The organism is Roseobacter sp. FCG-D35 (assembly GCF_033436665.1).
In the GTDB taxonomy this organism is placed as follows: domain Bacteria; phylum Pseudomonadota; class Alphaproteobacteria; order Rhodobacterales; family Rhodobacteraceae; genus JAWQFO01.
The window spans coordinates 1-24,972 of record NZ_JAWQFO010000014.1 but is presented as its reverse complement, the minus strand read 5'-3'; the positions used below and the strand labels follow the sequence as shown (position 1 = coordinate 24,972).

The window sequence follows — 24,972 nt, the reverse complement described above, 5'->3', positions numbered from 1 at the left end:
GTAGGTTGAAACAGAAAAAAGGTACTCAGTTGATCGAGTCCGGCATCTGGGGATCACATAGGACATCTGCAACCTGAGGTGTTAACCAGTTATGTCCCATCCTGTTGACGTTCACGTCGGAAAGAAGCTGAAGCAAATCCGAACCATGCGCCGTCTGTCGCAGACGGATGTGGCCCGGAAGCTGAACCTGTCGTTCCAGCAAATTCAGAAATACGAGATCGGCTCGAATCGTATCGCCGCCAGCCGTCTTTACGAACTTTCGGAGATTCTCGGCGTCCCGACCTCCTATTTCTTCGAGGGTCTCGAATCGAAGGACGACCCTGACGCCCGGGACCCAGGGCTCGAGATCGTCGCCGCCCTGTCCAACATCAGCGACGACCAGGTGAAATCGCGAATCGTGACCTTCATTGAAGATGTCTCTGGCGTCACCGTGGCCCGCCAGAGCTAGGCCAGCACGCCCCTCCGCACCAAGTTCAGACCTGCCACAAGCAGAACCACGAGCGTGGCTCTGCCGAACATCTTTTGGTCGATGCGGTCGAGGATCCGGGTCCCGATCCACATGCCGACAACCGCCGACGGCACCAGGGCCAGCGAGAGCGGCAAGGTTTCCGCGCGCAGGACGCCGGAACTGACATGCGCACCGACAAGGGCAACCGCGCCAAGGCCGTATATCACGCCCTGGGCGCGGACCTGCTCGTGCTTCTCGGTGCCCAGCGCCGTGAGATAGGCGACCGTCGGTGGCCCCCAGACGCCCGACAGCCCACCAATAAACCCCGCAAACCCTCCAACCACGGCTTCGACCGGCAGGGACTGGCGCGCCATGCGGAACGCCCATCCGCTCAGCTGAAGCAGTGCAAATCCGATGATCGGGAGGCCGATCGCCAGCAGCAGGACGTTGATCGGCAGAACACGCACCAGCTGGGCCGACAGGACAAGCGTCACGAAGCCGCACAGCAGGAAGACCCGGAACTTGCGCACGGACTGCCAGGCCGCCCCAACCCCCTGGCGCAACGCCTGCATGACATTGGTCACGACGGTCGGCAGAATCAGTCCGGCCAGTGCCGTTTCGGGCGGCAAGAAAACCGTGAGGCCGGAAATCAGCACCATCGGCATGGCGAACCCCACGACCCCTTTCACGACGCCGGCCAGCAGGCCGATGCCGCAGGCGGCGACGAAGGCAAGCGGTGTCATCTGGCTGAAAATGTCTTCCATGGGTCAGTGATAGCAACGTGCGGCGTGACCCGCACCGGCTAATCGCACCGCAACGCACGCGAAACTTTATGCTCTACGCAGCATTGGAAACGAATTATTGTTGCGCTGCACCTGCAAACAAACTAGACCAGCGCCGTGGCAGAGGGGGATGACGGAATGGCACATGACGGGCAGGACATCGACGCGCAGGCCGGCGTCGTGCTGGCAGACCTCATCGGCTTGACCCAAGCAGCACTCGACCCTCTGGATGGGTTGCTTGCCACCGCGAAAGAGCGCGTCGGCGGGCAGGTCCGGGAGGGCGCGCGGGTCAGCGGTGCGCTGCTGGACGCCCATCAGGGGGCGGCGCACGGGCTCGCCTGGCTGGCCACCTATGTCGAATCGCTGCGCCAGATGCAGGTCTGGGCCGACGGCTTGACCGCCGAAGGCCGGTTTGGGGAAATCGAACAGTTGATCCTGCAGATCGCCTTCGGAGAGTACCTCTGCCAGATCCGCGGCGGCATCCCGATGAACCAGGGCGAATTCGTGCGCCTGTCCGACCTCGGCTTGTCCGAGACGGACATATCCATGCTCTCCACACCGGCGATCGCCACGCTTGCACGCGACGGCAACTCACCCGAGGCCCGTACGCGGCTCGTTGCCCTCATGCAGGAGCAGGCCGCGAACATCACCGTCGGCGCCTCCGGCCTCGACGAAGAACTGGAGATGATCCGCGAACAGTTCCGGCGCTACGCGCTCGACAGGATCGAACCGCACGCGCACGACTGGCACCTTAAGGACGAACTGATCCCGATGGAGGTGATTTCGGAGCTCGCCGAGATGGGCGTCTTCGGGCTGACCATCCCCGAGAACCTCGGCGGGCTGGGGCTCGGCAAAGCGGCGATGGTGGTCGTCTCTGAAGAGCTGTCGCGCGGCTACATCGGTGTCGGAAGCCTCGGCACACGCTCCGAGATCGCGGCCGAACTCATCCTCTGCGGCGGCACCGACGCGCAGAAAAGCCGCTGGTTACCCCGCCTCGCCTCCGGCGAAATCCTGCCGACGGCCGTATTCACCGAGCCCAACACAGGCTCCGACCTCGGCGCCCTGCGCACCCGCGCGGTCAAAGGCGCGGACGGTGATTACCGGGTGACCGGCAGCAAGACATGGATCACCCATGCCGCACGCACCCACCTAATGACCCTGCTCGCCCGCACTGATCCCACGACGACGGATTATCGCGGGCTGTCGATGTTTCTGGCCGAAAAGACGCCGGGCACCGACGACATGCCGTTCCCGACACCCGGCATGAGCGGCGGCGAGATCGAGGTGCTGGGCTACCGGGGCATGAAGGAATACGAGCTGGCCTTCGACGGCTTCGAGGTCAGCGGCGAGAACCTGCTGGGCGGCGAGGAAGGCAAAGGCTTCAAACAGCTGATGGAAACCTTCGAAAGCGCCCGCATCCAGACCGCCGCACGCGCCATCGGGGTTGCGCAGTCGGCGCTCGACATCGCGATGCAATACGCTCAGGAACGCCGCCAGTTCGACCGCGCCCTCATCGCCTTTCCCCGGGTGTCCTCCAAGCTGGCGATGATGGCGGTCGAGATCATGATCGCGCGCCAGCTCACCTACTTCAGCGCCCGCGAGAAAGACCAGGGCCACCGCTGCGATCTCGAGGCGGGCATGGCCAAGCTGCTCGGCGCACGGGTCGCCTGGGCGGCGGCGGACAACGGTCTGCAGATTCACGGCGGCAATGGCTTCGCGCTGGAATACAAGATCAGCCGGGTGCTATGCGACGCCCGCATCCTCAACATCTTCGAGGGCGCCGGCGAGATCCAGGCGCAGGTCATCGCCCGCCGGCTGCTTGCCTGAAGCCCGTCGCGTCTACCGCTTTCGATGGCAGTCGCGCACAGGTGATCGGCCATCGGTCGCCTGCGACGATGCGCGGGCTTGCGAGCGGTCGTCGGGCTGCGTAGGTGCTGCGGCATGTCCAAGCCGCGACTCACACGCCAATCCTGGATCGACGCCGCTCTCGAAGCGCTTGTCGCCCACGGTCCGTCCGCGCTGGCCGCCGAGCCTCTGGCGCGTCGGCTCGGAGCGACGAAAGGATCGTTTTACTGGCACTTCAAGGACGTTCCCGCACTGCACGAAGCGGTATCGAAGGATTGGCAGGCGCGCGCGCTCGCGGTGGTGGCCGCGGCGCTTGCCGACGACGCGCCGGCGGACGAACGGCTGCGCCGCTTCGGCCAGAGCCTGCTTGCGGATCGCCAGGATCCCGCGATGCGCGGCTGGGCCCGGATCAATCCCATGGTGTCCGACATCGTCGCCGAGGTCGATGCCGAGCGGATGACCTACATCGGTGCGCTCCTGAGCCAGCTCGGGATCACCAACCGGGCTTTCGCCCAGACCAGCCTCGGCTCTCTGGTGGGCATGCCGCAGCTTCCCGGCGCGGCCACGCCGGCCGCTGCCTTCGACACGCTCGTGGACATGGTGGTTGCGCTGCGCTGAGGCGCGCAGCAAGATCGAAAACACGCCAGCAAGGGATTTCCACCATGCGCATCGCTGCCCTGATCTCGCTTTTTCTGCCCGTTGCCGCCTGCTACGGCGGCGACGAAACCGCCCATTCTTACGGCGGGGCCGACAGGATCTGGACGCTGGCCGAGATCGACGGCGCCGCGTTTTCCGCCCGCGCCACGCTGGTCTTCCCCGGTGACGGGCAGGTCGCCGGCGAATCTCCCTGCAACTCCTATAGCGGCACCAACACCGCGCCCTACCCCTGGTTCGAACTCGGACCGGTCCGCAGCACACGCCGGGCCTGCCCGGAACTCGAGGCCGAAAGCCGCTTCTTCGCGGCGCTCGAGGCGATGCGGCTGGTCGAGATCCAGAGCGACACGATGATCCTGAGCAACGACGCCGGGCGGCAGATGGTGTTCAGAGCCGCCGACTGAAGGCCGCCACAAAGCGCTGGCGCGCCTCGGGCAGCGGCTTCTGGCCGAGGTTCTGAGCAAGATGGGCGTCGAAGAAATAGCCTGTCGTCTGAAGGCCCTGCGCGATTTCCGTGTCCGGTGCCGCGCCAAGGCCGCGCAGCACCTCCGGTAGCGGCAGCATCCGGTCGGCCCAGTCGCCCGCGCCGGCGCGCGACACCGCCCGGCCCGATTTCGGAGACACATAGACAAGGTCTTCCTGCGTACCTGTCACGGCGCAGCGCGTCAGATCGAGCCCATAGCCCATCTCTTCGAGCAACCCCAGCTCCCAGCGCAGGTAGGCCAGCGGCCAGAGATCCTCCTCTCCGAGCAGATCCAGAAGCGCCTCGGTCCGGGCATAAAGCGCCGGGTGCGGCTCGCGGTCGGGCAGGCAGAAGGACAGCAGCCCCGTCACCGCATTGAGCCCCGCGAGCGTCAGCCGGGTACCCATCGCCGCCGCCGCGCGGCTGCGGACCGGTTCCACCGTGAACGACCCGATATGGTCCTCGAGCCGCGCCCGCCAGGAGAGATCGAGCTGCGCTCCGGGCTGCAGCACCGGTGCGATCCTGCGGCTGGTGCCGCCGCGCACCACGCCTGCGTGCCGGCCATGCGCCGGCGTGAACACTTCGATGATCGCCGAGGTCTCGCCATGCTTGCGCGCGCTCAGAAGGATGCCCTCGTCGCGCCACGCCAGCATCAGGCCAGTCCCGGCTCGTCCAGCAGGTGCCGCCCGGCGCGGTCCTCGACCTCGATCACCCAGAGGTCCGGATCGAACCCGCGCTGGCGCGCGACCGCCGCGTCCATCTCGTCCTGGTCGCCTTCGGCCAGAACCGTCCAGCGCTGCGCCCCGGTCCCGAGGTCGAAGCCGCGCTGATAGAGCGCCGCCTGCCCGTCGAGCGTGTTGAGCTTGACCAGCACCGCGCCCCCAGTGTCATCGCCATGCGCCACAACGAAGGCCGGGATATCCTGCAACCGCAGCCGCGCGAGGTAGGCGTCGACCCAGAACCGCGCCGTCAGCCGCACGATGCCGCCTCTTGCCGCTTCTCTGGTTCCAAAATATCCCCGCCGGAGGCTCCCGTCCTCGCGACCCGCTCAGGCGTTGCCATCCTTGAACTCCAGCCCCATCTCGGAATAGCGCTCGGCCTCATCGAGCCAGTTCGGCCGCACCTTCACCTGCAGGAACAGGTGCACCCGGCGGCCCAGGAACGTCTCGATTTCCTCGCGTGCCGCTTTGGACACCGCCTTGATCGTCTCGCCCTTGTTGCCCAGCACGATGCCCTTGTGCCCGTCGCGCACGACATAGATCACCTGATCGATGCGCGCCGAGCCGTCCTTGCGCTCCTCCCAGCTCTCGGTCTCCACCGTCAGCTGGTAGGGCAGTTCCTGGTGCAGGCGCAGGGTCAGCTTCTCGCGGGTCATCTCGGCCGCGATCATCCGCATCGGCAGGTCGGCGATCTGATCCTCTGGGTAAAGCCAGGGCCCTTCGGGCAGCGCATCGGCGAGCCAGTGCCGCAGATCTTCGACCCCGTGGCCGCGCTCGGCCGAAATCATGAAGGTCTCTCCAAAGTCGAACCGTGCGTTGAGATCCTGCGTCAGCCCCAGCAGCGCCTCGGCCTGAACCCGGTCGATCTTGTTGATCGCCAGCGCCACCCGTGCAGCACCGCCCAGATCGCGCAGCCCCTCGAGGATGCGCTCGACGCCCTCGGTGACGCCGCGGTGCGCCTCGACCAGAAGCACGATGATGTCCGCATCCGCCGCCCCGCCCCAGGCCGCGGCGACCATGGCCCGGTCGAGCCGCCGGCGCGGCGCGAAAAGGCCCGGCGTGTCGACAAAGACGATCTGGCTGTCGCCCTCCATCGCCACCCCACGGATGCGGGCCCGCGTGGTCTGTACCTTGTGGGTCACGATCGACACCTTGGCGCCGACCATGCGATTGAGCAGCGTCGACTTGCCCGCGTTGGGCTCTCCGATCAGGGCGACGAATCCCGCACGTGTCGTCATGTTCCGGTCTCCAACCGCTCGAGCAGGGCCTTGGCCGCGGCCTGCTGGGCCTCGCGTTTCGATCCGGCGGTGGCCGTCTCGCTCTCGCCGGTCTCGAGCTCGGCCGCCAGCGTGAAGACCGGCGCGTGGTCCGGCCCCTCGCGCGCCGTCTCGACATAGCGCGGCGGCGGCAGACCGCGCGCCTGCGCCCATTCCTGCAGCGCCGTCTTGGCATCCCGCGCATCCGCATCGACGCCGGTCACCCGATCGCCCCACAGCCGCAGGATCAGCGCCTTGGCCGCGTCGAACCCGGCATCGACATAAACTGCGGCGATCACCGCCTCGATCCCGTCGCCCAGAAGCGCCTGCTTGCGCCGCCCGCCCGACAGCATCTCGGACCGTCCCAGCCGCATCACCGCGCCGAGCCCGATCTCGCGCGCCACGTCGGCGCAGGTTTCCTTGCGCACCAGCGCGTTGAAGCGCGGCGCAAGCTGACCCTCGGAGGCCGAGCGGTCCTGCGCCAGCAACGCCTCTGCCATGACCAGCCCGAGCACCCGGTCGCCGAGGAACTCCAGGCGCTGGTTGTCGCCACGGGCCGGCGAGGACATCGATGCATGGGTGATGGCGCGGTTCAGCAGCTCCGGCCGGTCAAAGCTGTGGCCGAGACGCGTCTCGAACGCGCGGAGTTCGGCCGAAAGCTTCACCTGACCGCCTTGAAGAACCGGTCTCCGCGCCAGGTCCAGAAGAACAGCATGGACCGGCCCGCGGAAGAGAACATGATCCGGTCGGCACGACCGATCAGGTTCTCGTAAGGCACGAAACCGACGCCCTGTGCCTGCTGCGCAAGCCGGCTGTCGGCGGAATTGTCGCGGTTGTCGCCCATGAAGAAGTAGTGACCCTCCGGCACGGTATAGACACCGGTATTGTCCGAAGCCTGCGTCCCGATGTCGAGCACCGTGTGCGACACGCCGCCCGGCAGCGTCTCGACATAGCGCGTCTTGAGGCACTGCGCCCCCTCGCCCACCGGACCGTTGGTGCAGCGCGGATACCGGCCCTCGGGCCCCTGCCGCTCCATCACTTCCGCGAACTCTCCGGCCGGTTCCTGAGGCGCCAATTCGCCGTTGAGATAGACCTTGCCGTCCTTGAGCTGCACCGTGTCACCCGGCATCCCGATCAGGCGCTTGATGTAGTCGCGCCCCGACACCGGGTGCCGGAACACGACCACGTCGCCGCGTTCCGGATCGCCGCCGAAGAGCCGCGTGTTGTCGGCGTCGAAGACCCCGCAGACATCCTTGGCGTCGATGTCGATGCCGAAGCGCGGCAGGATCAGGCTGGGACAGGAGGCGTAGGAATAACCGTAGGCCATCTTGTTGACGAAGAGGAAATCGCCGATCAGCAGCGTTTCCTTCATCGAGCCCGAGGGAATCCAGAACGGCTGGAAGAACAGCGTGCGGAAGACGCCTGCGATCAGCAGCGCATAGACGATCGTCTTGACCGTCTCCACGAAGGCGTTTCCGCCGGTCTTTTCCTTGGTGGCCATTGCGGCCCTCCTGCTCGAAAGGTTTGCGCCTAGATGCGGGGCATGGCCCTGCGTGTCAAGGCGATGCGGGCCGCGGCGACATCACGTCCGGATGCGTCGGCGTCGATGGGTCGCGCACCCCGTTCAGCGCGCGAGGGGCCGCGCCTCGATCAGCACGAAGGCCTGCGCCCAGGGGTGATCGTCGGTGAGTGTGACGTGGATGATCGCCTCATGCCCGGGTGGCGTCATCTCGTCGAGGCGCGACTTCGCCCATCCGGTGACCTCCATCACCGGCTGGCCGGTCCGCAGGTTGCTCACAGCCATGTCCTTCCACGCGATGCCCATCCGCAGCCCGGTGCCCAGCGCCTTCGAGCAGGCCTCCTTTGCCGCCCAGCGCTTGGCATAGGTGCCGGCGGTATCGGCGCGGCGCTCGGCCTTGCGCTGCTCGGTTTCGGTGAAGACGCGGTTGCGAAAGCGGTCCCCGAACCGGTCGAGCGTACTAGCGATGCGTTCGATATTGGCGAGATCGGTGCCGATGCCCAGGATCATCTGCGCGCTTTCATGGCCGGACAACGGGCGTGAGAACCCCGGTCGACTGGTTGATCGTGAGCGCAAGCGTCATCGGACGGAAATCTCCCGAGCTTGCGTCGAAGCGAGAGCCGGCCAGCGACAGCGTCAACCCTGCGCCCGGGTCGTAGGCCGCCGCGAGCGTGGAGAAGTCGAGCCCGCCGAAGCCCATCCCGCCGGTCTCGGCGATGACGGAGCAGCCCGGCAGGCCAAGCTCATCGTAGGGCGGCGCGATGACAAGCAGGTAGAACGCCGCCGCCGCCGGTTCGACCGTGTCGAGCAGCGCCACGCGGATGTCCCCGTTGGCGAATGTCGCGCTATGCGCCTCCCAGGGTTCGACGAGGTTGTAGGCACTGGCCTGATAGCCGGTGCAGTCCAGAACCTGCTGTCCCTGCGCCGGAAACCCGGCGAGGATCGCGAGTAGCAACGGAAGACGTTTCGGCGCGATCATCGGCCTGTTCCTGGGTGGTTTGGTTCTGGTTACAGTCCCGTTGGCTTCGGGTCCAGCGCGCCGGGCCGGCTATTGCTCTGCCGACGGCGCAAAGGTCGGATCGTCCGGAACCGGGTCCCCTGCTTCGAAAAAGGACCCTACCCAGTCGATCACCGTGGTCACAACAGAACCCGCCGCCCCGGTCCAATCGTATTCGGTAACACTGATCCCCGCGGCCTTTGCCTTGTCGTAGGCCGCCGACGGGGCCGACTTCATGCTGACCCAGATATCATCGGTTCCGGGGAGGTCGTCGTACTCGGGAATCAACGACGCGCAATCGAAGCTCGCAACCGCCTGCGCCCGGACCGCTTCGAGCTCCTCCTCGCTCCCCTCGGCGGCAAGCGCGGCTTCCAGCCCCGCCATGTCTGCAGCGGTGTCGCAAGCGTCCCGGACCTCGAGCGTCAGCGCGCCTGCGATCACGGCGATGCCGATCACCGGGATGGCCTCGCCGCCGACCGAGGCGATGTTCCGCGCGGCACCACGCTGCGCGCGCCGCGTGACCTTTTGCGATGACTTGCGCACGATGCTCTGCGTGACCTTGCGCTGGCTGGCGAGCTTTGCACCCGCCTCGCGCGCCGCGACGGTCGTGACGCCCACCGCGTTCAGGCCCGTGGTCACCGCGGCATAGACGCTGGCCACTGTCAGGGTGGCCACGTTGAAGGCCAGCGACGCCACCAGAGCAAGCACGGCGAAGAACGTGGCGAACCGCCGGATCAGGCGGAACGGCAGCGCGAGAAACCATAGCATGAGGCGCATGCGATCACCCGCCGCGCGCTTCGTCCATCAGCCGGCGCATCTCGGCGATCGAGGGTTTCAGACCGCGGAAGATCGCCTCGCCGATCAGGAAATGGCCGATGTTGAGTTCCATCAGTTCGGGGAAGGCGGCCACCGGCTTGACCGTGTCGTAGGTCAGCCCGTGGCCCGCATGCACCTCGAGGCCGAGATCGTCGGCAAAGGCCGACATCTCGCGCAGGCGTTCGAGTTCGGCGTCGCGCTCCTCGATGCGGCCCTCGGCATGGGCATCGCAATAGGCCCCGGTGTGCAGTTCGATCACCGCCGCCCCGATCCGGTGCGCAGCCTCGATCTGGCGTTTCTCGGCGGCGATGAAGATCGATACTCGGCACCCGGCGTCCCGCAAGGGCGCAATGAAATGTGCCAGCCGGTTCTCTTCGCGTGCGACCTCGAGCCCGCCTTCGGTCGTGCGCTCTTCGCGCTTTTCGGGAACGATGCAGACCGCGTGCGGTTTGTGGCGCAGAGCGATCTTCTGCATCTCGTCGGTCGCGGCCATCTCGAAGTTGAGCGGCAGCGACAGCGTGTCCATCAGCCCTTCGATGTCGGCGTCCGAGATATGCCGCCGGTCCTCGCGCAGATGCGCCGTGATCCCGTCGGCACCGGCCTCTTCGGCCAGTTTCGCCGCGCGCAGCGGATCCGGGTAGGCGCTGCCGCGCGCGTTGCGCACCGTGGCGACGTGATCGATGTTCACCCCCAGGCGTAACTTGCCCCTGGACTTCTGCTCTTCGGCCATTGCGGCTCTCCCACCCAGTCGGTTCGTGTCAGCTGTCGACGGATCCGGCGCCGCGCTTGGCCTCGGCCTTGGCCGCCGCCTTTGCCTTCAACGCGTCGAACTTGGCCTTGATGACACCCTTTCGACGCTTCTGGTAGGCCCGGATCACCGGAACCGAAAGATAGTAACAGATGGTCGCGCAGATGATGCCCGGGAGGATCCCGCCGATGAGGTAGGGAAAGAATATGTCGTGATAGAAGATCGCCAGATGCTGCCAGTCCGCCGTCTTGTCGGTGAACACCGCAAGAAAGTTGTCCCACAGGTCGTGGCCGGCATCGACGAACTTGCCGCCCAGCGACCGTTCGATGCCCTCTTCCATCCGGCTGCCCAGCAGCCAGTGACCGGTCGTGAGCGACGCGATCCCGATCGGCAGGTAGGTCAGCGGATTTCCGAAGAACGTGGCCATCAGGGCGGCCAGGATATTGCCGCGACCGATGCTGGCGATCAGGGCCGCGACGACGAAGTGAAGCCCGTAGAACGGCGTGAAGGTGGTGAAAACGCCCGCCCAGACCCCACGCGCGATGCGTTCGGGGCTGTCGGGCAACCGACGCACGCGATGCTTGACGTAGTGGAATGCACGTGTCCAGCCTCCGCGCGGCCAGAGAAACTCGGCCAGGGCGGTGAAGATCGGCTTGGGATCGCGGCGTTTAAAGACCAAGGGACAAGTCCCGAATTCTCCAGGTTCGTGATCGGCTACATCCAGACGTAACCGCTGAAATGTGACCGGCACGTGTTGCGACCGGGGCTTTATGCTTCCACGGCATCCTCGGCCCGGGCCATGTTGCGGTAACGTGAAACCGCGGCCACGTCGGCCTCTGCCTCCAACGTCAGCATCAGCGAATGAAGATGCGAGACATCCCGCAGTTCCACGTAGACCAGCAACCGGTAAAAGTCAGGTTTGCGGTCCAGAAACTGCAGGTCCGAGATATTGGCCTTGGTCTCTCCGATCAAGGTGCAGATTCGTCCCAGCACCCCGGCATCGTTCCCGATCGTAATGTCCAGCGTCGCGCCGTAGACCGCCGGGTGGGTGCCGTCGTGCCAGTGCAGGTCGACCCAGCGCTCGGGCTGTTCCTCGTACTGGCCCAGCCGGTCGCAGTCGATGGCATGTACGACAACGCCCTTTCCGCGGAAGGTGATACCCACGATACGCTCGCCCGGCAGCGGCTCGCAGCAATGCGCACGCTCGAAGGACTGCCCCGGTTGCAGGCCGATCACGGCGCGCCGGGAATCAACGTTGCCGGAGGTTTTCGGCGCAAGGTCAGGATAGACCGCCTGCACCACGTCCCGGCCCGAGATCTCGGCGCTGCCGAGCCGTGCCAACAGGTCTTCGGCGCTGTCGAGGCGCATGTTGCGCGCCGCCGTGCGCAGCGCCTTGTCGGTGGCCTTGCGCCCGACATGCTCGAAGGCCGACCGCGCCAGTTCCTGCCCGAGCTTGACGAAGCGTGCCCGGTCCGCTTCTCGCAGGGCGCGCCGGATCGCGGCCTTGGCCTTGCCGGTCGTGGCGATGTCCAGCCAGGTCGCCTGTGGCATCTGGCCTTCGGCGGTGATGATCGTCACCGACTGCCCGTTCTTCAGCCGGGTCCAGAGCGGCACGCGCATCCCGTCGACCTTTGCCCCGACACAAGCGGTGCCGATCCGGGTATGGATGGCGAAGGCGAAGTCGATGGGCGTGGCGCCGCGCGGAAGCTTGACCACCTCGCCCTTCGGCGTGAAGCAGAACACCTGGTCCGAATACATCTCGAGCTTGACTGCCTCGAGGAAATCCTCGTGATCCTCCTCGGCGTCGAACTGCTCGGTCAGGGTCGCGATCCATTTCGCGGGATCGACGGCAAAGGGGTTCTGGCTGCGTACGCCGTCGCGGTAGGACCAGTGCGCGGCGACTCCGGTCTCGGCCACGTCGTGCATCTGGCGCGTGCGGATCTGCACCTCGACACGCTTGCCGTCGCGGCCCGACACGGTCGTGTGGATCGAGCGGTAGCCGTTCGACTTCGGCTGGCTGATGTAATCCTTGAACCGACCCGGCACCGCGCGCCAGCGCTGGTGAATGGCTCCCAGCGCGCGATAGCAGTCCTCTTCGGTCCCGGTGATGATGCGGAAGCCGTAGATGTCCGAGAGGCGCGAGAAGGACTGCTCCTTCTCCTGCATCTTGCGCCAGATCGAATAGGGCTTCTTGGCACGTCCGAAGACCTCGGCCTCGACGCCTGCCTTTTCCAGTTCGACGCGCATGTCGCCGGTGATCCGCGGGATCACGTCGCCGGCCTCGCGCTGCAAGTTGATGAACCGCCGGATGATGCTGGCGCGCCCATCGGGGTTCAGCACGCGGAACGCGAGGTCCTCGAGTTCCTCGCGCATCCACTGCATCCCCATGCGCCCGGCCAGTGGCGCGTAGATATCCATCGTCTCGCGCGATTTCTGATGCTGCTTTTCGGGCCGCATCGCCTTGATCGTGCGCATGTTGTGCAGACGGTCGGCAAGCTTGACGAGGATCACGCGCAGATCCTTGGACATCGCCATGAAGAGCTTGCGGAAGTTCTCGGCCTGCTTGGTCTCGGAAGAGTTGAGCTGCAGGTTGGTCAGCTTGGTGACGCCGTCGACAAGCATGGCGACCTCGTCACCGAAGCGCGTGGCCAGGTCCTTGTAGGAGGCCTTGGTGTCCTCGATCGTGTCGTGCAGCAGCGCGGTGACGATCGTGGCGTCGTCCAGCTGCTGCTCGGTCAGGATCGCGGCGACGGCGACCGGGTGGCTGAAGTAGGGTTCGCCCGAATGCCGGGTCTGGCCCTCGTGCATCGCGCGCCCGAAGTCGTACGCGCCCCGGATAAGCTTTTCGTTGGTCTTGGGATTGTAGGGCAGGATCAGTTCGATCAGATCGTCGGAGGTCATCATCCCGTCTGCCCCCGGTGGGAGAGGCCGTACTGCTGTCAGCCCTGCCCCTGTGCAGCCATCAGTTGCCGCAGAAGCATTTCCTCGGACAGGCCGTCCTCTTCGGGCTTGTCCTGCTCGGCACCCATGAGAAGCGCCATGGCGTCCTCTTCCGGCTCGTCGACCTCGATCTGGCTCTGGTGGCTCTCGATCAGGCGCTCACGAAGCTCGTCGGCACTTTGCGTCTCCTCGGCGATCTCGCGCAGCGACACGACCGGGTTCTTGTCGTTGTCCCGCGACACGGTGATGGCGGCACCCGACGAGATCTCACGCGCACGGTGCGCGGCAAGCATGACCAGTTCGAAGCGGTTCGGAACCTTGTCTACACAATCTTCGACGGTTACGCGGGCCATGAGAGTCTCCGATGAGGGGGTTTTTCAGAAGTGGTGTATTTAGAGGGCTTTCGGCCGGTTTACAAGCGCCTATTGCAGCGCCGTGACCTCTTCGAGGGCCTCCCGAGGCAGCCGGTCGCGCATCTCGCGGACGGTCAGACCCAGCACCGGATGTCGCCAGTCCGGGGCGATCTCGGCCAAGGGGACCAGCACGAAGGCGCGGTCCGGCAGGCGCGGATGCGGCAGGATCAACGTGTCCGGCGTCTCGGTGATCTGGCGCTCGGGAGACAAAGAAGCCCATTTCTCGTGGGTTGCAGGGTCCGGGCACACCTGGTCTGCGACCGCCACGAGGTCGAGATCGAGCGACCGCGCCGCCCAGCGCGCGCCACGGACCCTGCCGGCGTCAGCCTCGATTCCGTGCAAATGCTCCAGGATCCGCTCCGGAGGCAGATCCGAGGCGACACATGCGACGGCGTTCACGAAGTCGGGACCGGCCCCGCGCGGAAACGCAGGTGTCCGGTAGAATTGGCTCACGCGGCGAATCACCCCGACCCGCTCTCCCAATAGTTGAAGGGCCTTCCGCAGCGTCGCGCGGGGCGCGCCGAAGGGTGACGTAAGGTTAGCTCCGGCGGCTACGAGGCAAATGGTGCCGTTTTCAGGCAGATTCTCGCCCGCAATCATGTGTAGTCTCCCTTGCGGGATAATCAAATTCACCTATTTTAGTCCGTTGAACGGATGGCTGATGTTTAAACATTGATACTCACGGAACTCCAGCGATCCGGAAATCGGAAGGACCGTTTATGTTTTATAAGGACGAGCGTCTTGCTCTGTTCATTGACGGCTCGAATCTTTATGCGGCAGCGAAGTCGCTGGGGTTCGACATCGACTACAAGCTGCTTCGACAGGAGTTCATGCGACGCGGCAAGCTGTTGAGGGCATTTTATTACACCGCCCTGCTCGAGAACGACGAGTATTCTCCGATCCGCCCCCTCGTGGACTGGCTGAATTACAACGGCTTCACGATGGTGACCAAACCCGCCAAGGAATACACCGACAGCATGGGCCGGCGGAAGGTCAAGGGCAACATGGACATCGAACTTGCGGTGGACGCGATGGAGCTCGCTCCGCGGGTCGATCACATTGTGCTGTTCTCGGGCGACGGCGACTTCCGCCCGCTGGTCGAAAGCCTGCAGCGCTCGGGCGTGCGCGTGTCGGTTGTCTCGACCATCCGCAGCCAGCCGCCAATGATCGCCGACGACCTGCGCCGCCAGGCCGACAACTTCATAGAGCTCGATGAACTAAAGGAGGTCATCGGGCGGCCTCCTCGCGACTACCAGGAAGCCGCCCAGGCCTGACCGCCTCGAGCCTTGCCGACACGAGCGCCCGCATCCCTCCGGATCGCGGGCGCTCGACTTTCCGGGCCGCTTGCTCTGGACCCGCGCGGGGTGAGCCTTTAGGTACGGCCTGACCGACGGAGAGCCCGATGACCAAGCCGCCCCTGACCCTGCATCTCGCCGCACCGCGCGGTTTTTGTGCAGGCGTGGACCGCGCAATCAAGATCGTCGAGATGGCGCTGGAGAAATGGGGCGCCCCGGTCTACGTGCGGCATGAGATCGTGCACAACAAGTTCGTGGTCGATGGTCTGCGTGCCAAGGGCGCCATATTCGTCGAAGACTTGGAAGACTGCCCCGATGATCGCCCGGTGATCTTTTCGGCACATGGCGTCCCTAAGGCCGTGCCGGCGGAGGCCGCCAAGCGCGAGATGGTCTATGTCGACGCCACCTGCCCGCTGGTCTCGAAGGTCCATATCGAAGCGCAACGGCATTCGGACAACGGGCTGCAGATGATCATGATTGGCCATGCCGGTCACCCGGAGACGGTCGGCACGATGGGCCAATTGCCCGAGGGCGAGGTACTGTTGGTCGAGACCGTCGAGGATGTGGACGGCGTCGAGGTCCGCGACCCCGAACGGCTTGCCTTCGTGACCCAGACCACGCTGAGCGTCGATGACACGGCCGACATCGTGGCGGCGCTGAAACGCCGCTTTCCTGCGATCATCGGCCCGCACAAGGAAGACATCTGCTACGCCACCACCAACCGGCAGGAAGCGGTCAAGGCGATGGCGCCGGACTGCGATGCGCTGCTCGTGGTCGGTGCGCCGAACTCGTCGAATTCGCGACGGCTGGTTGAAGTCGGCGCGCGGGCGGGCTGTCGCTATGCCCAGCTTGTCCAGCGTGCGGGCGACATCGACTGGCGCGCGCTCGAGGGTATTCGCAGCGTCGGCATCACGGCCGGCGCCTCCGCACCCGAAGTGCTGATCGACGAGGTCATCGAGGCTTTCCGCGCGCGCTACGACGTGACGCTCAATCCCGTCGAGACCGTGGTGGAGAATGTCGAGTTCAAGGTGCCGCGCGTGCTGCGGATGCCGGTGACCGGATGAGCGCCGAGATGACGCACGCCCCGGCGCCGGGATCGCGACGTGCGCACCGCTGCCTAGGGACTTCCGCGTGACCGGCATCCCTCGCGCGCCGCTGTTGCTTGGCCTCGCCGGGTTGATCCCGTTCGTCTGGGGGGCTGCGACCTACCTCAGTGCGCCGCTGGCGGCGTGGGGTTCGGAAGTATTGGGGCCGCGCTTTGTCGGTCCCTACGTGCAACACTTCTACGGCTCGGTGATCCTGTCGTTCATGTCCGGCGTGCTCTGGGGCTTCGCGACCAAGGCCGACGGCAGCCGTGCCGCCACCGGGTATGCGCTTTCGGTGATCCCGGCGCTCTGGGCCTTCTTCATGACCGGCGGCGGGCCGACCAGCGCCGGCCTGAACCTGATCTTCGGGTTCGCCGGCCTGCTGATCCTCGACTATGCCTTTGCCGCCTGGGGCCTTGCACCCGCGTGGTGGATGTCGCTGCGGGTCTTGCTGACCGGCGTTGTGATCGCCTGCCTGTCCGTGGGGGTCTTCCTGTGAGCGACCGGCAAACCCTGCAAGTCTACGCGGAGAAGGCCGAGGATTACGCGCAGATGGCGGCCGACCTCGACGACCCGCGGCTCGATGCGTTCATCGCGGACTTGCCCGAGGACGCGCGGGTGCTCGACCTCGGCTGTGGTCCCGGGCGCGAGGCGGGGCGCATGGCCGACGCCGGGTTTCGCGTGACGGCGGTGGATGCCGTGCCCGAGATGGTCGAAATGGCGGCCCGACATCCGGGCGTGACGGCCAAGGAGATGCACTTTGCGGATCTGGCGGATGTCGATCTCTATGACGGCGTCTGGGCCAACTTCAGCCTTTTGCACGCCCCGCGCGCAGACATGCCGCGGCACCTCGCCGCAATCAAGCGGGCCTTGAAACCGGGCGGGCGCTTCCACCTCGCCCTGAAGACCGGTGCGGGATCGCAGCGCGACGGGCTTTCGCGCCTCTACACGTACTTTGCCGAAGACGAATTGCGCGGACTGCTGGCCGCTGCCGGGCTGACCTGGACCGGATCCGAGACCGGACGATCCGCGGGCCTGAGCGGCGAGATGTCCGACCGGATCGCGGTGACCGCCCATGCCTGAGCTTTTCGCTTATACCGATGGCGCCTGCAGCGGAAATCCCGGCCCCGGCGGCTGGGGCGTGCTGTTGCGCGCGACGGAGGGCGACACCGTCCTGCGTGAACGCGAGATGAGCGGCGGCGAGACGCGGACGACCAACAACCGGATGGAGCTTCTGGCCGCGATCAGCGCGCTCGAGGCGCTCGACCGGCGCAGCGCGATCACGATCGTGACGGACAGCAACTACGTCAAGAACGGCATCACCGGCTGGATCCACGGTTGGAAGCGCAACGGCTGGAAGAACGCCGCCAAGAAGCCGGTCGCAAACGCCGAACTCTGGCAGCGGCTCGACGCCGCCAACGCGCGCCACGACGTGACATGGAAATGGGTCAAGGGCCATGCTGGCCACCCCGAGAACGAACGCGCAGACGCGCTGGCGCGCGCAGGGATGGCGCCGTTCAAGAAGACCGGTTGAATGCCGCTGCTTGCGCTGCTCGACTTCGCCTCGGTGCTGGTCTTCGCGCTGACCGGCGCGCTCGTGGCCAGCCGCGCACAGCTCGACATCGTGGGCTTTGCCTTCATTGCCTGCCTGACGGCGGTCGGCGGGGGCACCGTGCGCGACGTGCTGCTCGACCGGAACCCGATCTTCTGGATCGCGCAGCCCGGCTATCTCTGGGTGGCCTGTGCCGCCGCGCTCGTGGTGTTCCTGACCGCGCACCGGTTCGAGAACCGGCTCAGGACGCTGATCTGGCTCGACAGTTTTGCGCTGGCCATCGCGGTCGCCGCCGGGACCGGCGTGGCCCTGTCCCTCCGCAGCCCGCCGACGGTCGTTGTTCTGATGGGCATGGTCACGGGCTGCATGGGCGGGCTGATGCGGGACGTTGTGGTCGGAGACGTTCCCGTGGTGCTGCGGCAAGGAGAGCTTTACGTTTCGGCGGCCTTTGCAGGCGCTCTGGTCGCCGTTCTCACGGCGCCTTATGTCGCCCACGACCTTCTCCCGCTCGGGGTCTGTGCCCTGACGACCTGGGTGCTGCGCGCAGGATCTCTGCTCTTCGGGTGGAAAATCCCCGTCTACAAGGGGTTCCCACCCCGGCACGACTGACGAAAAGCCAGAGCCATTCCCGCGCCAGACCGCACTCCGGTCCGGCAGCTCGCCGCAATCGCCTCAGCCCGTCGTGAGAGATTTCCGGAACGTGATCTTGTCATCGCCAGGCGCCCAGAAATCCCGGATCCGGGCCTCCTGCGCGTAGCCGATGCCTTCATAGAACGCACGCGCCGCCGCGAAATCATCGGTTCCGGACGTATCGACGAGGAGCATCCGCTGGCCCTGTTCGCGCAGACGCTCTTCGGCGGCCGCCACCAGTGCCGCGCCGAGACCGGACCGCCGGTGCGCAGACGCGACACCGAGCGCCAGCATGTTCCAGGTGCCATCGGCCATCTCTTCGGCCCGCGTGTAACACAGGCCCACCGGCTCGGACCCCAGATGACATGTCAGCCAGAAGGCGCTGGGATCTCCGTCGCGTGCGGGTGCAAACATCTCGGGCAACAGATCGGGCGGGAAGAGCCCGGTGTCCTCCAGCACCCGCTGAAGCCCCGGAATGTCCTCCGCCACCGTCGGCGCGATCCTGTGCGTCGTCATCCGTCTGCCTCTGCAATCTGTTGCGCTTCGGCGGCGCCATCCGGCCGCCGAAAACCGAGGCCGGTCTAGTCGCGACGCGCGGTACGCGCAAGCCGTTCCGAGCGGGCTTCGGGGTTCGGCGGCAAGCGCCCAACTGTAAATTGACGCAGCGGGACGCTGCACGTTAAACTGGTACGGTCATCCACGGTCGGAAGGGGGTTGCAGAATGCCACCAGTGAACGACACGACGGCTTCCGGCGGCGGAGGGGACGGCACACTCATCACGACAGCGCCCCCGACACAGCTGCAACTCGGCGGGACCGCGCTTGGCAGCCTTGGCATTTCCGGCGTCGTGGTCTTCGGCGACAGCCTCAGCGACAACGGAAACTTCCATGACCTTGCCGCGGATTTCCTGAAACAGGACAGCGGCGGGACGCCGCTCTACAGCGTGCCGTTCCAGTACGACGGCGACGGATCGGTACGCACCTACAGCGCAACCGCCTTCACCGACGGAACGGTCTATGCCGACACGCTCGCCGGCCTGCTTGCGCTCGAGACGGGTTATGAAAACTACGCCTTCGGCGGGGCGCAGGCGCTTGGAGAGAAGCGCGGCGAAAGTTACATCAACGAATACTCGAACCTCGACTACACGATGGCAGGCGGCGGCGCTGGCAGCTTCTCGATCGTCGAGGATACTGCCGCGGCGCTGGCCCAATACGGCGACTTCGACATCAACCTCTCGGCGCAGGTCGACCGCTACCTCGCCGCCATCCCGAATGGCGCGCCGGACGGAACGCTGGCGATCCTGAACATCGGCGCCAACGACCTCGGCGAGTTCGACACGAGCTTTTTCAACGTTCTTTTCGGCGGCGTCGATGCCTTCGCGGAAGACGTGGGCGAAGAGGTCGAGTCGCAATCGCGCCGGCTTGCGGATGCGGGGGTGGACGCGATCGCGCTTTACACCCTGCCGGTGGCGGAGTTCTTCCTTGGATATGGCGATCTCAACTGGTTTGAGCGCCCGGTGGCACGCGACCTTCTCGACTCGGTCAACGACGAGATCCGGGATGCCGCGGATCGCCTGGAAGCGGACGGAATCGTGACCGAGGTGGTGCGCGTCGACATCCTGGCCGAGGAAATCCTTGCGGACATGCAGACGCACGGGTTTCTTTACCAAGGGCCGTATCTCTTCGGCTATTCCGGCGATCCGGACTGGGTCGAAACCGGCGACGGGGACATCGTGCCGGTGTTCGACGTGAATTTCACGGCGGAAGCCTACCGGCCCGAGCAGATCCTGTTCTTCGACGAGATCCACCCATCGGGCGCGCTGCATGACGTGATCGCGGTCTTTTCACAGGAAGTTCTCACCACGCGGCAAATCATGGCCTCCAGCGCCTCGGACACGATCACCACCACCAGCGACGACGATTTCATCTTCGCGCGCGACGGGTCCGACACGCTGACGCTGGACACGGGCGACGACACCGCCCTGGGCGGTCGCGGGAACGACACGGTCTTCGCCAAGGCGGGCTCGGATCTCGTCATCGGCGGCAGCGGCGAAGACGACCTGCGCGGCGGCGGCGGCAGCGACCTTCTGGCGGGAAGCGCGGGCGATGACCACCTCGTCGGCGGAAGCGCGATGGACTTCCTGATCGGAGGCGTTGGCAGCGACGCGGTGAAGGGCAACGGCGGCAACGACGTCTTCGTTTTCTTCGAACAATTGCTCTGGGGCGGGTCGGACACGAGTGCGGACATCTACACCGGCGGAAAGGGCATCGACACGCTGCTTGTCTTCCTGTCTCCGGACAGTGCGCCGGCCCAAAGCGCGCAGACTTCGGGCGGCGCAACCGTCTTAACCTTCGACGACGGATCGACGTTGAAGGCCCGCGGAATGGAGAACATCCTCTTCTGGTCCGGTCTGCCCGAGGACTCCGGCAGCCCGATCGAGTCGCTGGACCTGAACGAGGATCTGCTGGCGCGCTACGACGAAGGCCAGCTTTGGGGAATCGTCTGACGACCGGATAGATGCGACGCGAGAACGGGCGTCGCGCCGACGCCCGCTCTTTGCTCAGCACACCGGTTCACGAAAGCGGCATGCCGATCAGGCGCCGCCCCTCATCGGTCTTGAGAGAGAAGTCGGTGCCGCGGTAGCCGTCCGCCTCGGCCGTCGTCAACCACTCGATCGCCTTCGCGACCCACTCGGCGCCGATATGAGCGGACCAGTCCAACCGGCTTACCGGATTGATGCCGGACGCACTGATCTGCCTCTGCATCTGCGTGGCAACCGTGCCGGGGCTCAAGCCGATGACGCGCACGCCATGATCCCGGTATTCGGTGTCGGCCACCCGGGTCAGAGACAAGACGGCCGCCTTGGTGCTGCAATAATGGCTCCAGCCTTCAAGGGCCGAGACGGCCGCGCCCGAAGAGATGTTCACGACCGTTCCGCCGCCCTGCGCGATCATCACCGGAATCGCATAGCGCAGTCCGTGATAGACGCCCTTGAGGTTCACGTCGACGACGTGGCCCCAGGCCTCGGGATCGCTGTCGCCCAACCGGGCGATAGGATCGATGAGACCGGCATTGTTGACCAGCAGGTCGATCCGTCCGGTTTCCTCGACAGTCGCGTCGATCAGCGATTTCACCTGCGCGGCCTGGGCTACGTCCGTCGGCCAGACACAGGCGGAGAGGCCGGCATGGTTGAGCTCTGCAGAAATCGAATTGATACGGTTTGCGTCACGCGCCGCCAGGACCACATGGGCGCCCGCGCTCGCGAAATGGCGCGCGGTCGCTTCTCCGATACCCCGGCTGGCGCCGGTCACGATGACTGTTTTGTTGTTGGTAGGCACGGTGTCTCTCCAGTAAGGGCCGGGACCAAAGATCCCGGTCGTATCTCACGCCCTCGCGGTCGCCATCGACGAACTTGGAACGCAGTCGGATGCTGCGGTGGGGATGCGCGGCTAAGCCTCGTGTCTTCGGTCCCGAACCTGACAGTCTCTGACAAACGAAGAATTATTCGCTACAAGAATCGCAATAAACGTTATCTTTGGCTTTAGTCTCATGCGAATCTTGCACGAATGAACCTGAATGACCTTACCCTGATCCAGGATGTCGCCAGACTGGGCAGCTTTGCCGCCGTTGCCCGTCAGCGCGATGTGGACCCGTCCTCGATCGGACGGGTCGTCGCGGGGATCGAGACCGAACTGGGCTTGCGGCTGTTCTCACGCACGACGCGGCGCATGGAACTGACGGAGGCTGGGGCGCTGTATCTTACGCGGATCACGCCGCTGACCGAAGAACTCGAACGTGCGCGAGAAGACGCCCTCGCCATACAGACGGAACCGCGCGGCACGCTCCGAATCTCCGCCTCGGCCACGTTCGGGCAGCGCGTCATCGTTCCGCGCCTAGCCGATTTTCGTACACTCTTCCCCGAGGTGGCTGTCGAAGGCATCTTTTCCGACACCATCATCGATCTCGTGGCGGACCGGATAGACCTTGCCGTCCGACTGGCCCCGGAGATCGCAGGCGACTATGTTGTCAGCAAGCTGATGGATACGCGCTACCGGGTTGTCGCCGCGCCGGGCTATCTGGAGACCGCACCGCCTCTGCTGCGCCCCCGGGATCTGGCGAACCACCGCGCCCTTTTATTTCCCTTCCGCGAGTACCGGTCGCGCTGGCTGTTCCGGGATGCGACCGGCGCTGTATTCGACCAGCCTGTCACGGGCGACATCGTCCTGTCTCCTGCCGGAGCGATCCGCGATGCGGCCCTCGCTCGGCTTGGCCCGGCGCTGCTGCCTGACTGGCTGATCCAGGGGGACCTCGAGGCGGGGCGACTGCGGACATGCATCGCGGGCTGGGACGTGACGGCCACCACCTTTGACACGGCGGCGTGGCTGGTATTCCCAAGCCGCAGTTTCGTGCCCGGCAAGGTGCGCGCGATGATCGACTTCCTGAAGGACGCGCGCGTAGCGTAAGGCCTGTGCCCTATGGCGCAGGTTGGTCCCGGCTCCGGTCGGCGCGTGCAAGAGGAGTTGCCTTCCGCGTTGCGCCCGACCGCAGAGCGTCGATCATGGTCCCGCCTGCCGTCGTGCCGCGTCCCAGATGTCGCAAAGCCGTTCGAACCGTTCGGCCATCCCGGTCACGGCATCTGAGTCGCTCATTTCGCCTTTCATCCACGACCGCGCGACGTCACCGAAGATGGTCCGTCCCACGGCGAAGCCCTTCACCAGCGGCTGCTTCGCGGCCAGCGCGAAGCTGGTCGCAAGTTCGGTCTCCGGCGCGTCGAGACCCAGGACCACGATTCCGCGGGTCCGCGGGTCGTTGCGTTGGATGGCGGCAACGGCGTTCGCCCATGCGGTCTGGGTCCTGAACGGCTCGAGCTTCCACCAATCGGGATAAACACCCGCGTCGTAGAAGGTCTGAATCAGCGTTCCGGTCGTTGTGTCGTCTACCGGACCGACCTTCGACGGGATGACCTCGAGCAGGAATTCCAGACCGTTGCGGCGTGCAGCGGTGAAAAGCCGTCTGACCCGCGCGATCTGCATTCTGGCAGTCTTGTCACCGTCGTTGGGGTGACACAATACCAGCAGCTTTACCACGTTCTCCCGCGCCCATTCGCGCAGCAGGCCGACATCCTCGCCCAGGTCCGGCTCGAACTCGATGGGCCGCGATCCGGGTAGCTCGGTCGGCCGCCCGATCCAGAGTCCGGTGCCGATTGCCTTGTGCAGCGCGTCGCGCCCGATCCGGTTGTCGCAGAGAATGCCGTAGCCGGGCCGCCCGGACTGAACCTTCAGCGCCGCCTGCAGGCAGAGCTCCTTGAAGGCACCGCCCTTGGTTTCGGTGTAGCCCTCCATCTCTTCGAATTGCGACCGGTGATCGAAGGCGAAGGTCCGGATCTGCGCCCAGTCGCCCGCACGGTTCGTCGCCCAGTGCACCTGTTCCAGTTCCGCATCGTTGCGCAGGTCCGGCCGTACGATGCCGCGGTTGAAGAAGAACTGCAGTTCCTCCCAGCTCGGGTAGGCCGGGGTGCAGCCGTGGCGGCTGACGGCAAGCGCTCCGCAGGCATTGGCGTATTTCAGCGCGGTGGACCAGTCCGCGCCGTCGAGCCAGCCCTTCAGGAGGCCCGACATGAAACCGTCACCTGCCCCCAGCACGTTGAAAACCTCGATCGGAAAGCCAGGTCCGGTCTCACCGTCATCAAGACTTTCCGGGATCTCGCCGGTGAAGGCCACAGCCCCCGCCGCGCCGCGCTTGCAAACCAGCGTCGCGCCCGAGACCTTGCGGACCGCGCGCAGCGCCTCGACGGTGTCGGTCGACCCGCCGGCGATATGAAACTCCTCCTCGGTTCCGACGATCAGGTCAAAAAGATGCAGCGTCGACTGCAGCTTTTCCGTCACCGCGGCACTTTTCACGAAACGGCTTTCCCCTTCGCCGTGGCCTGCCACACCCCAAAGGTTCGGCCGGTAGTCGATGTCGAGCGCGGTCTGCTGCCCGTTTTCCCGTGCAATTCGCAACGCCTTGAGCGTCGCCGCCTCGACCTGGGGGTGGCTAAGATGCGTGCCGGTCGCCACAACCGCCCGCGCCCGGCGGATGAAGGTCTCGTCGATGTCGGCCTCGGTCAGCCCCATGTCGGCACAGTTCTCGCGATAGAAGATGAGCGGAAACTGTTCCTGGTTTCGAATGCCCAAGAGTACCAGAGCCGTCAGCCTTTCGGGGTCTGTCTTCACCCCTTCCGTGTTCACGCCCTCGCGGTCCAACTGCTCGCGGATGAACCGGCCCATGTGCTCGTCGCCGACGCCGGTGATTACCGCCGACTTCAGCCCCAGCCGCGCCGTCCCGCAAGCGATGTTGGTCGGGGAGCCGCCGATGTACTTGTCGAAAGACCCCACGTCCTCTAGACGCCCGCCGATCTGCGCGCCGTAGAGATCCACCGAGGACCGGCCAATGGTGATTAGATCGAGTTCAGACATTGAGGTGCCCTGAGGTGTGTTCCCGGTGGCGTGCACGCGGCTGTTTTTCGCCCCCGTCACCATCCACTCCGAACAGGCGAATGTGAATGGTCTGCGGCGATCGCTGCTTCTATTTTCTGTGCCCGCGTCCAGTTTCGTCGAATCGCACCGTTCAAAGCGGTTGTCTTTTTCCCATGCCGGAAATGTGATGATGGGTCCGGTCCGCCTGACCGTGCCACTGATGGGCCTGGCGACGAAACCGTTCTCCCTTGCGCCCTACGCCTTCGCACGTTGGAAAACAAAGTAGGCTCCAGACTCATTGATTTTCAGAGCCAGAATATGACTGCGGCGGCGAGCGCGATGGCTGATAGGA

Annotated in this window: 29 protein-coding genes; 12 read left to right on the top strand and 17 right to left on the bottom strand. The window is 65.5% G+C overall.

The window, feature by feature from the left end; all coding sequences use genetic code 11:
• The first annotated feature begins 91 nt into the window (after positions 1–91).
• Positions 92–448 (top strand): helix-turn-helix domain-containing protein, encoded by a 357-nt coding sequence (locus R5H30_RS21240; RefSeq protein WP_318330774.1) that lies wholly within the window; start codon positions 92–94, stop codon positions 446–448.
• Here R5H30_RS21240 and R5H30_RS21235 read toward each other — a convergent pair.
• Positions 445–1,212, bottom strand: a complete 768-nt coding sequence (locus R5H30_RS21235; RefSeq protein WP_318330773.1) for a sulfite exporter TauE/SafE family protein — start codon at positions 1,210–1,212, stop codon at positions 445–447. The genes R5H30_RS21240 and R5H30_RS21235 overlap by 4 nt on opposite strands.
• A 156-nt stretch (positions 1,213–1,368) precedes the next feature.
• Between R5H30_RS21235 and R5H30_RS21230 the strand changes: the two genes are divergently transcribed.
• The 3 genes from R5H30_RS21230 (at position 1,369) to R5H30_RS21220 (ending at position 4,133) form a co-directional block, all read left to right on the top strand.
• Complete coding sequence (locus tag R5H30_RS21230) at positions 1,369–3,057, top strand: acyl-CoA dehydrogenase family protein (RefSeq protein ID WP_318330772.1); 1,689 nt, start codon at positions 1,369–1,371, stop codon at positions 3,055–3,057.
• A 114-nt stretch (positions 3,058–3,171) separates the two neighbouring features.
• Positions 3,172–3,693 carry a TetR/AcrR family transcriptional regulator gene (locus R5H30_RS21225; RefSeq protein ID WP_318330770.1) on the top strand — a complete coding sequence of 174 codons (522 nt, stop codon included), beginning with the start codon at positions 3,172–3,174 and terminating at the stop codon, positions 3,691–3,693.
• Between the two features lie 44 nt (positions 3,694–3,737).
• Positions 3,738–4,133, top strand: coding sequence for an META domain-containing protein (locus R5H30_RS21220; RefSeq protein ID WP_318330769.1), 396 nt, complete (start codon positions 3,738–3,740; stop codon positions 4,131–4,133).
• Here the strand turns inward: R5H30_RS21220 and recO are convergent.
• The 13 genes from recO to folK form a co-directional block, all read right to left on the bottom strand.
• Positions 4,117–4,842 (bottom strand): DNA repair protein RecO, encoded by a 726-nt coding sequence (recO, locus tag R5H30_RS21215; RefSeq protein ID WP_318330798.1) that lies wholly within the window; start codon positions 4,840–4,842, stop codon positions 4,117–4,119. The two genes, R5H30_RS21220 and recO, sit on opposite strands and share 17 nt — an antisense overlap.
• Positions 4,843–4,844: 2 nt before the next feature.
• A complete protein-coding gene (locus tag R5H30_RS21210) occupies positions 4,845–5,174 on the bottom strand; it encodes a DUF1491 family protein (RefSeq protein WP_318330797.1) in 330 nt (109 codons plus the stop codon).
• A 66-nt stretch (positions 5,175–5,240) separates the two neighbouring features.
• On the bottom strand, positions 5,241–6,149 hold the full coding sequence (era, locus tag R5H30_RS21205) for a GTPase Era (RefSeq protein ID WP_318330768.1): 909 nt from the start codon (positions 6,147–6,149) through the stop codon (positions 5,241–5,243).
• Positions 6,146–6,832, bottom strand: a complete 687-nt coding sequence (gene rnc, locus R5H30_RS21200) for a ribonuclease III (RefSeq protein ID WP_318330766.1) — start codon at positions 6,830–6,832, stop codon at positions 6,146–6,148. The genes era and rnc overlap by 4 nt, the downstream gene beginning before the upstream one ends.
• Positions 6,829–7,668: a signal peptidase I gene (gene lepB, locus R5H30_RS21195; protein WP_318330765.1), complete on the bottom strand. Its 840-nt coding sequence runs from the start codon at positions 7,666–7,668 to the stop codon at positions 6,829–6,831. The genes rnc and lepB overlap by 4 nt, the downstream gene beginning before the upstream one ends.
• A 123-nt stretch (positions 7,669–7,791) precedes the next feature.
• Positions 7,792–8,196, bottom strand: a complete 405-nt coding sequence (acpS, locus tag R5H30_RS21190) for a holo-ACP synthase (protein WP_318330764.1) — start codon at positions 8,194–8,196, stop codon at positions 7,792–7,794.
• A gap of 10 nt (positions 8,197–8,206) precedes the next feature.
• Complete coding sequence (locus tag R5H30_RS21185; RefSeq protein WP_318330763.1) at positions 8,207–8,665, bottom strand: hypothetical protein; 459 nt, start codon at positions 8,663–8,665, stop codon at positions 8,207–8,209.
• Between the two features lie 69 nt (positions 8,666–8,734).
• Positions 8,735–9,460 (bottom strand): hypothetical protein, encoded by a 726-nt coding sequence (locus tag R5H30_RS21180; RefSeq protein ID WP_318330761.1) that lies wholly within the window; start codon positions 9,458–9,460, stop codon positions 8,735–8,737.
• A 4-nt stretch (positions 9,461–9,464) separates the two neighbouring features.
• The gene (locus R5H30_RS21175) at positions 9,465–10,229 is read right to left on the bottom strand and encodes a pyridoxine 5'-phosphate synthase (RefSeq protein ID WP_318330760.1); all 765 of its coding nucleotides are present in this window, start codon (positions 10,227–10,229) and stop codon (positions 9,465–9,467) included.
• Positions 10,230–10,257: 28 nt separating this feature from the next.
• Positions 10,258–10,926 carry a DUF2062 domain-containing protein gene (locus R5H30_RS21170; RefSeq protein WP_318330758.1) on the bottom strand — a complete coding sequence of 223 codons (669 nt, stop codon included), beginning with the start codon at positions 10,924–10,926 and terminating at the stop codon, positions 10,258–10,260.
• Between the two features lie 89 nt (positions 10,927–11,015).
• The gene (locus R5H30_RS21165; RefSeq protein ID WP_318330756.1) at positions 11,016–13,151 is read right to left on the bottom strand and encodes a RelA/SpoT family protein; all 2,136 of its coding nucleotides are present in this window, start codon (positions 13,149–13,151) and stop codon (positions 11,016–11,018) included.
• A gap of 35 nt (positions 13,152–13,186) precedes the next feature.
• Positions 13,187–13,540 (bottom strand): DNA-directed RNA polymerase subunit omega, encoded by a 354-nt coding sequence (gene rpoZ / locus R5H30_RS21160; protein ID WP_318330755.1) that lies wholly within the window; start codon positions 13,538–13,540, stop codon positions 13,187–13,189.
• Positions 13,541–13,609: 69 nt separating this feature from the next.
• Positions 13,610–14,200, bottom strand: coding sequence for a 2-amino-4-hydroxy-6-hydroxymethyldihydropteridine diphosphokinase (folK, locus tag R5H30_RS21155; protein ID WP_318330754.1), 591 nt, complete (start codon positions 14,198–14,200; stop codon positions 13,610–13,612).
• Between the two features lie 119 nt (positions 14,201–14,319).
• Here folK and R5H30_RS21150 point away from each other — a divergent pair, with 119 nt between their 5' ends.
• The 6 genes from R5H30_RS21150 to R5H30_RS21125 all read left to right on the top strand — a co-directional run bounded on the left by R5H30_RS21150 (position 14,320) and on the right by R5H30_RS21125 (position 18,141).
• Positions 14,320–14,874, top strand: coding sequence for a LabA-like NYN domain-containing protein (locus R5H30_RS21150; RefSeq protein ID WP_318330753.1), 555 nt, complete (start codon positions 14,320–14,322; stop codon positions 14,872–14,874).
• Positions 14,875–15,002: 128 nt separating this feature from the next.
• Entirely contained in the window at positions 15,003–15,959 is a 957-nt protein-coding gene (gene ispH / locus R5H30_RS21145) for a 4-hydroxy-3-methylbut-2-enyl diphosphate reductase (RefSeq protein ID WP_318330751.1), read from the top strand.
• Between the two features lie 67 nt (positions 15,960–16,026).
• A complete protein-coding gene (locus R5H30_RS21140; RefSeq protein ID WP_318330750.1) occupies positions 16,027–16,479 on the top strand; it encodes a DUF3429 domain-containing protein in 453 nt (150 codons plus the stop codon).
• Entirely contained in the window at positions 16,476–17,063 is a 588-nt protein-coding gene (locus R5H30_RS21135; RefSeq protein WP_318330749.1) for a class I SAM-dependent methyltransferase, read from the top strand. Before R5H30_RS21140 ends, R5H30_RS21135 begins: the two co-directional genes overlap by 4 nt.
• A complete protein-coding gene (gene rnhA / locus R5H30_RS21130; RefSeq protein WP_318330748.1) occupies positions 17,056–17,514 on the top strand; it encodes a ribonuclease HI in 459 nt (152 codons plus the stop codon). Before R5H30_RS21135 ends, rnhA begins: the two co-directional genes overlap by 8 nt.
• Positions 17,515–18,141: a trimeric intracellular cation channel family protein gene (locus R5H30_RS21125; protein WP_318330747.1), complete on the top strand. Its 627-nt coding sequence runs from the start codon at positions 17,515–17,517 to the stop codon at positions 18,139–18,141.
• A 63-nt stretch (positions 18,142–18,204) separates the two neighbouring features.
• Here the strand turns inward: R5H30_RS21125 and R5H30_RS21120 are convergent, their stop codons facing one another.
• Positions 18,205–18,678, bottom strand: coding sequence for a GNAT family N-acetyltransferase (locus R5H30_RS21120; RefSeq protein WP_318330746.1), 474 nt, complete (start codon positions 18,676–18,678; stop codon positions 18,205–18,207).
• A gap of 205 nt (positions 18,679–18,883) precedes the next feature.
• Here R5H30_RS21120 and R5H30_RS21115 point away from each other — a divergent pair, with 205 nt between their 5' ends.
• On the top strand, positions 18,884–20,668 hold the full coding sequence (locus R5H30_RS21115) for an SGNH/GDSL hydrolase family protein (RefSeq protein WP_318330744.1): 1,785 nt from the start codon (positions 18,884–18,886) through the stop codon (positions 20,666–20,668).
• Between the two features lie 67 nt (positions 20,669–20,735).
• On the opposite strand, the gene R5H30_RS21110 is transcribed toward R5H30_RS21115, so the two are convergent.
• Positions 20,736–21,473 carry an SDR family oxidoreductase gene (locus tag R5H30_RS21110; protein ID WP_318330743.1) on the bottom strand — a complete coding sequence of 246 codons (738 nt, stop codon included), beginning with the start codon at positions 21,471–21,473 and terminating at the stop codon, positions 20,736–20,738.
• A 255-nt stretch (positions 21,474–21,728) separates the two neighbouring features.
• On the opposite strand from R5H30_RS21110, the gene R5H30_RS21105 reads away from it, so the two are divergent.
• On the top strand, positions 21,729–22,625 hold the full coding sequence (locus R5H30_RS21105) for a LysR family transcriptional regulator (RefSeq protein ID WP_318330741.1): 897 nt from the start codon (positions 21,729–21,731) through the stop codon (positions 22,623–22,625).
• A 93-nt stretch (positions 22,626–22,718) separates the two neighbouring features.
• Here the strand turns inward: R5H30_RS21105 and R5H30_RS21100 are convergent, their stop codons facing one another.
• Positions 22,719–24,620 (bottom strand): bifunctional 5-dehydro-2-deoxygluconokinase/5-dehydro-2-deoxyphosphogluconate aldolase, encoded by a 1,902-nt coding sequence (locus tag R5H30_RS21100; protein WP_318330739.1) that lies wholly within the window; start codon positions 24,618–24,620, stop codon positions 22,719–22,721.
• Positions 24,621–24,972: the final 352 nt, after the last annotated feature.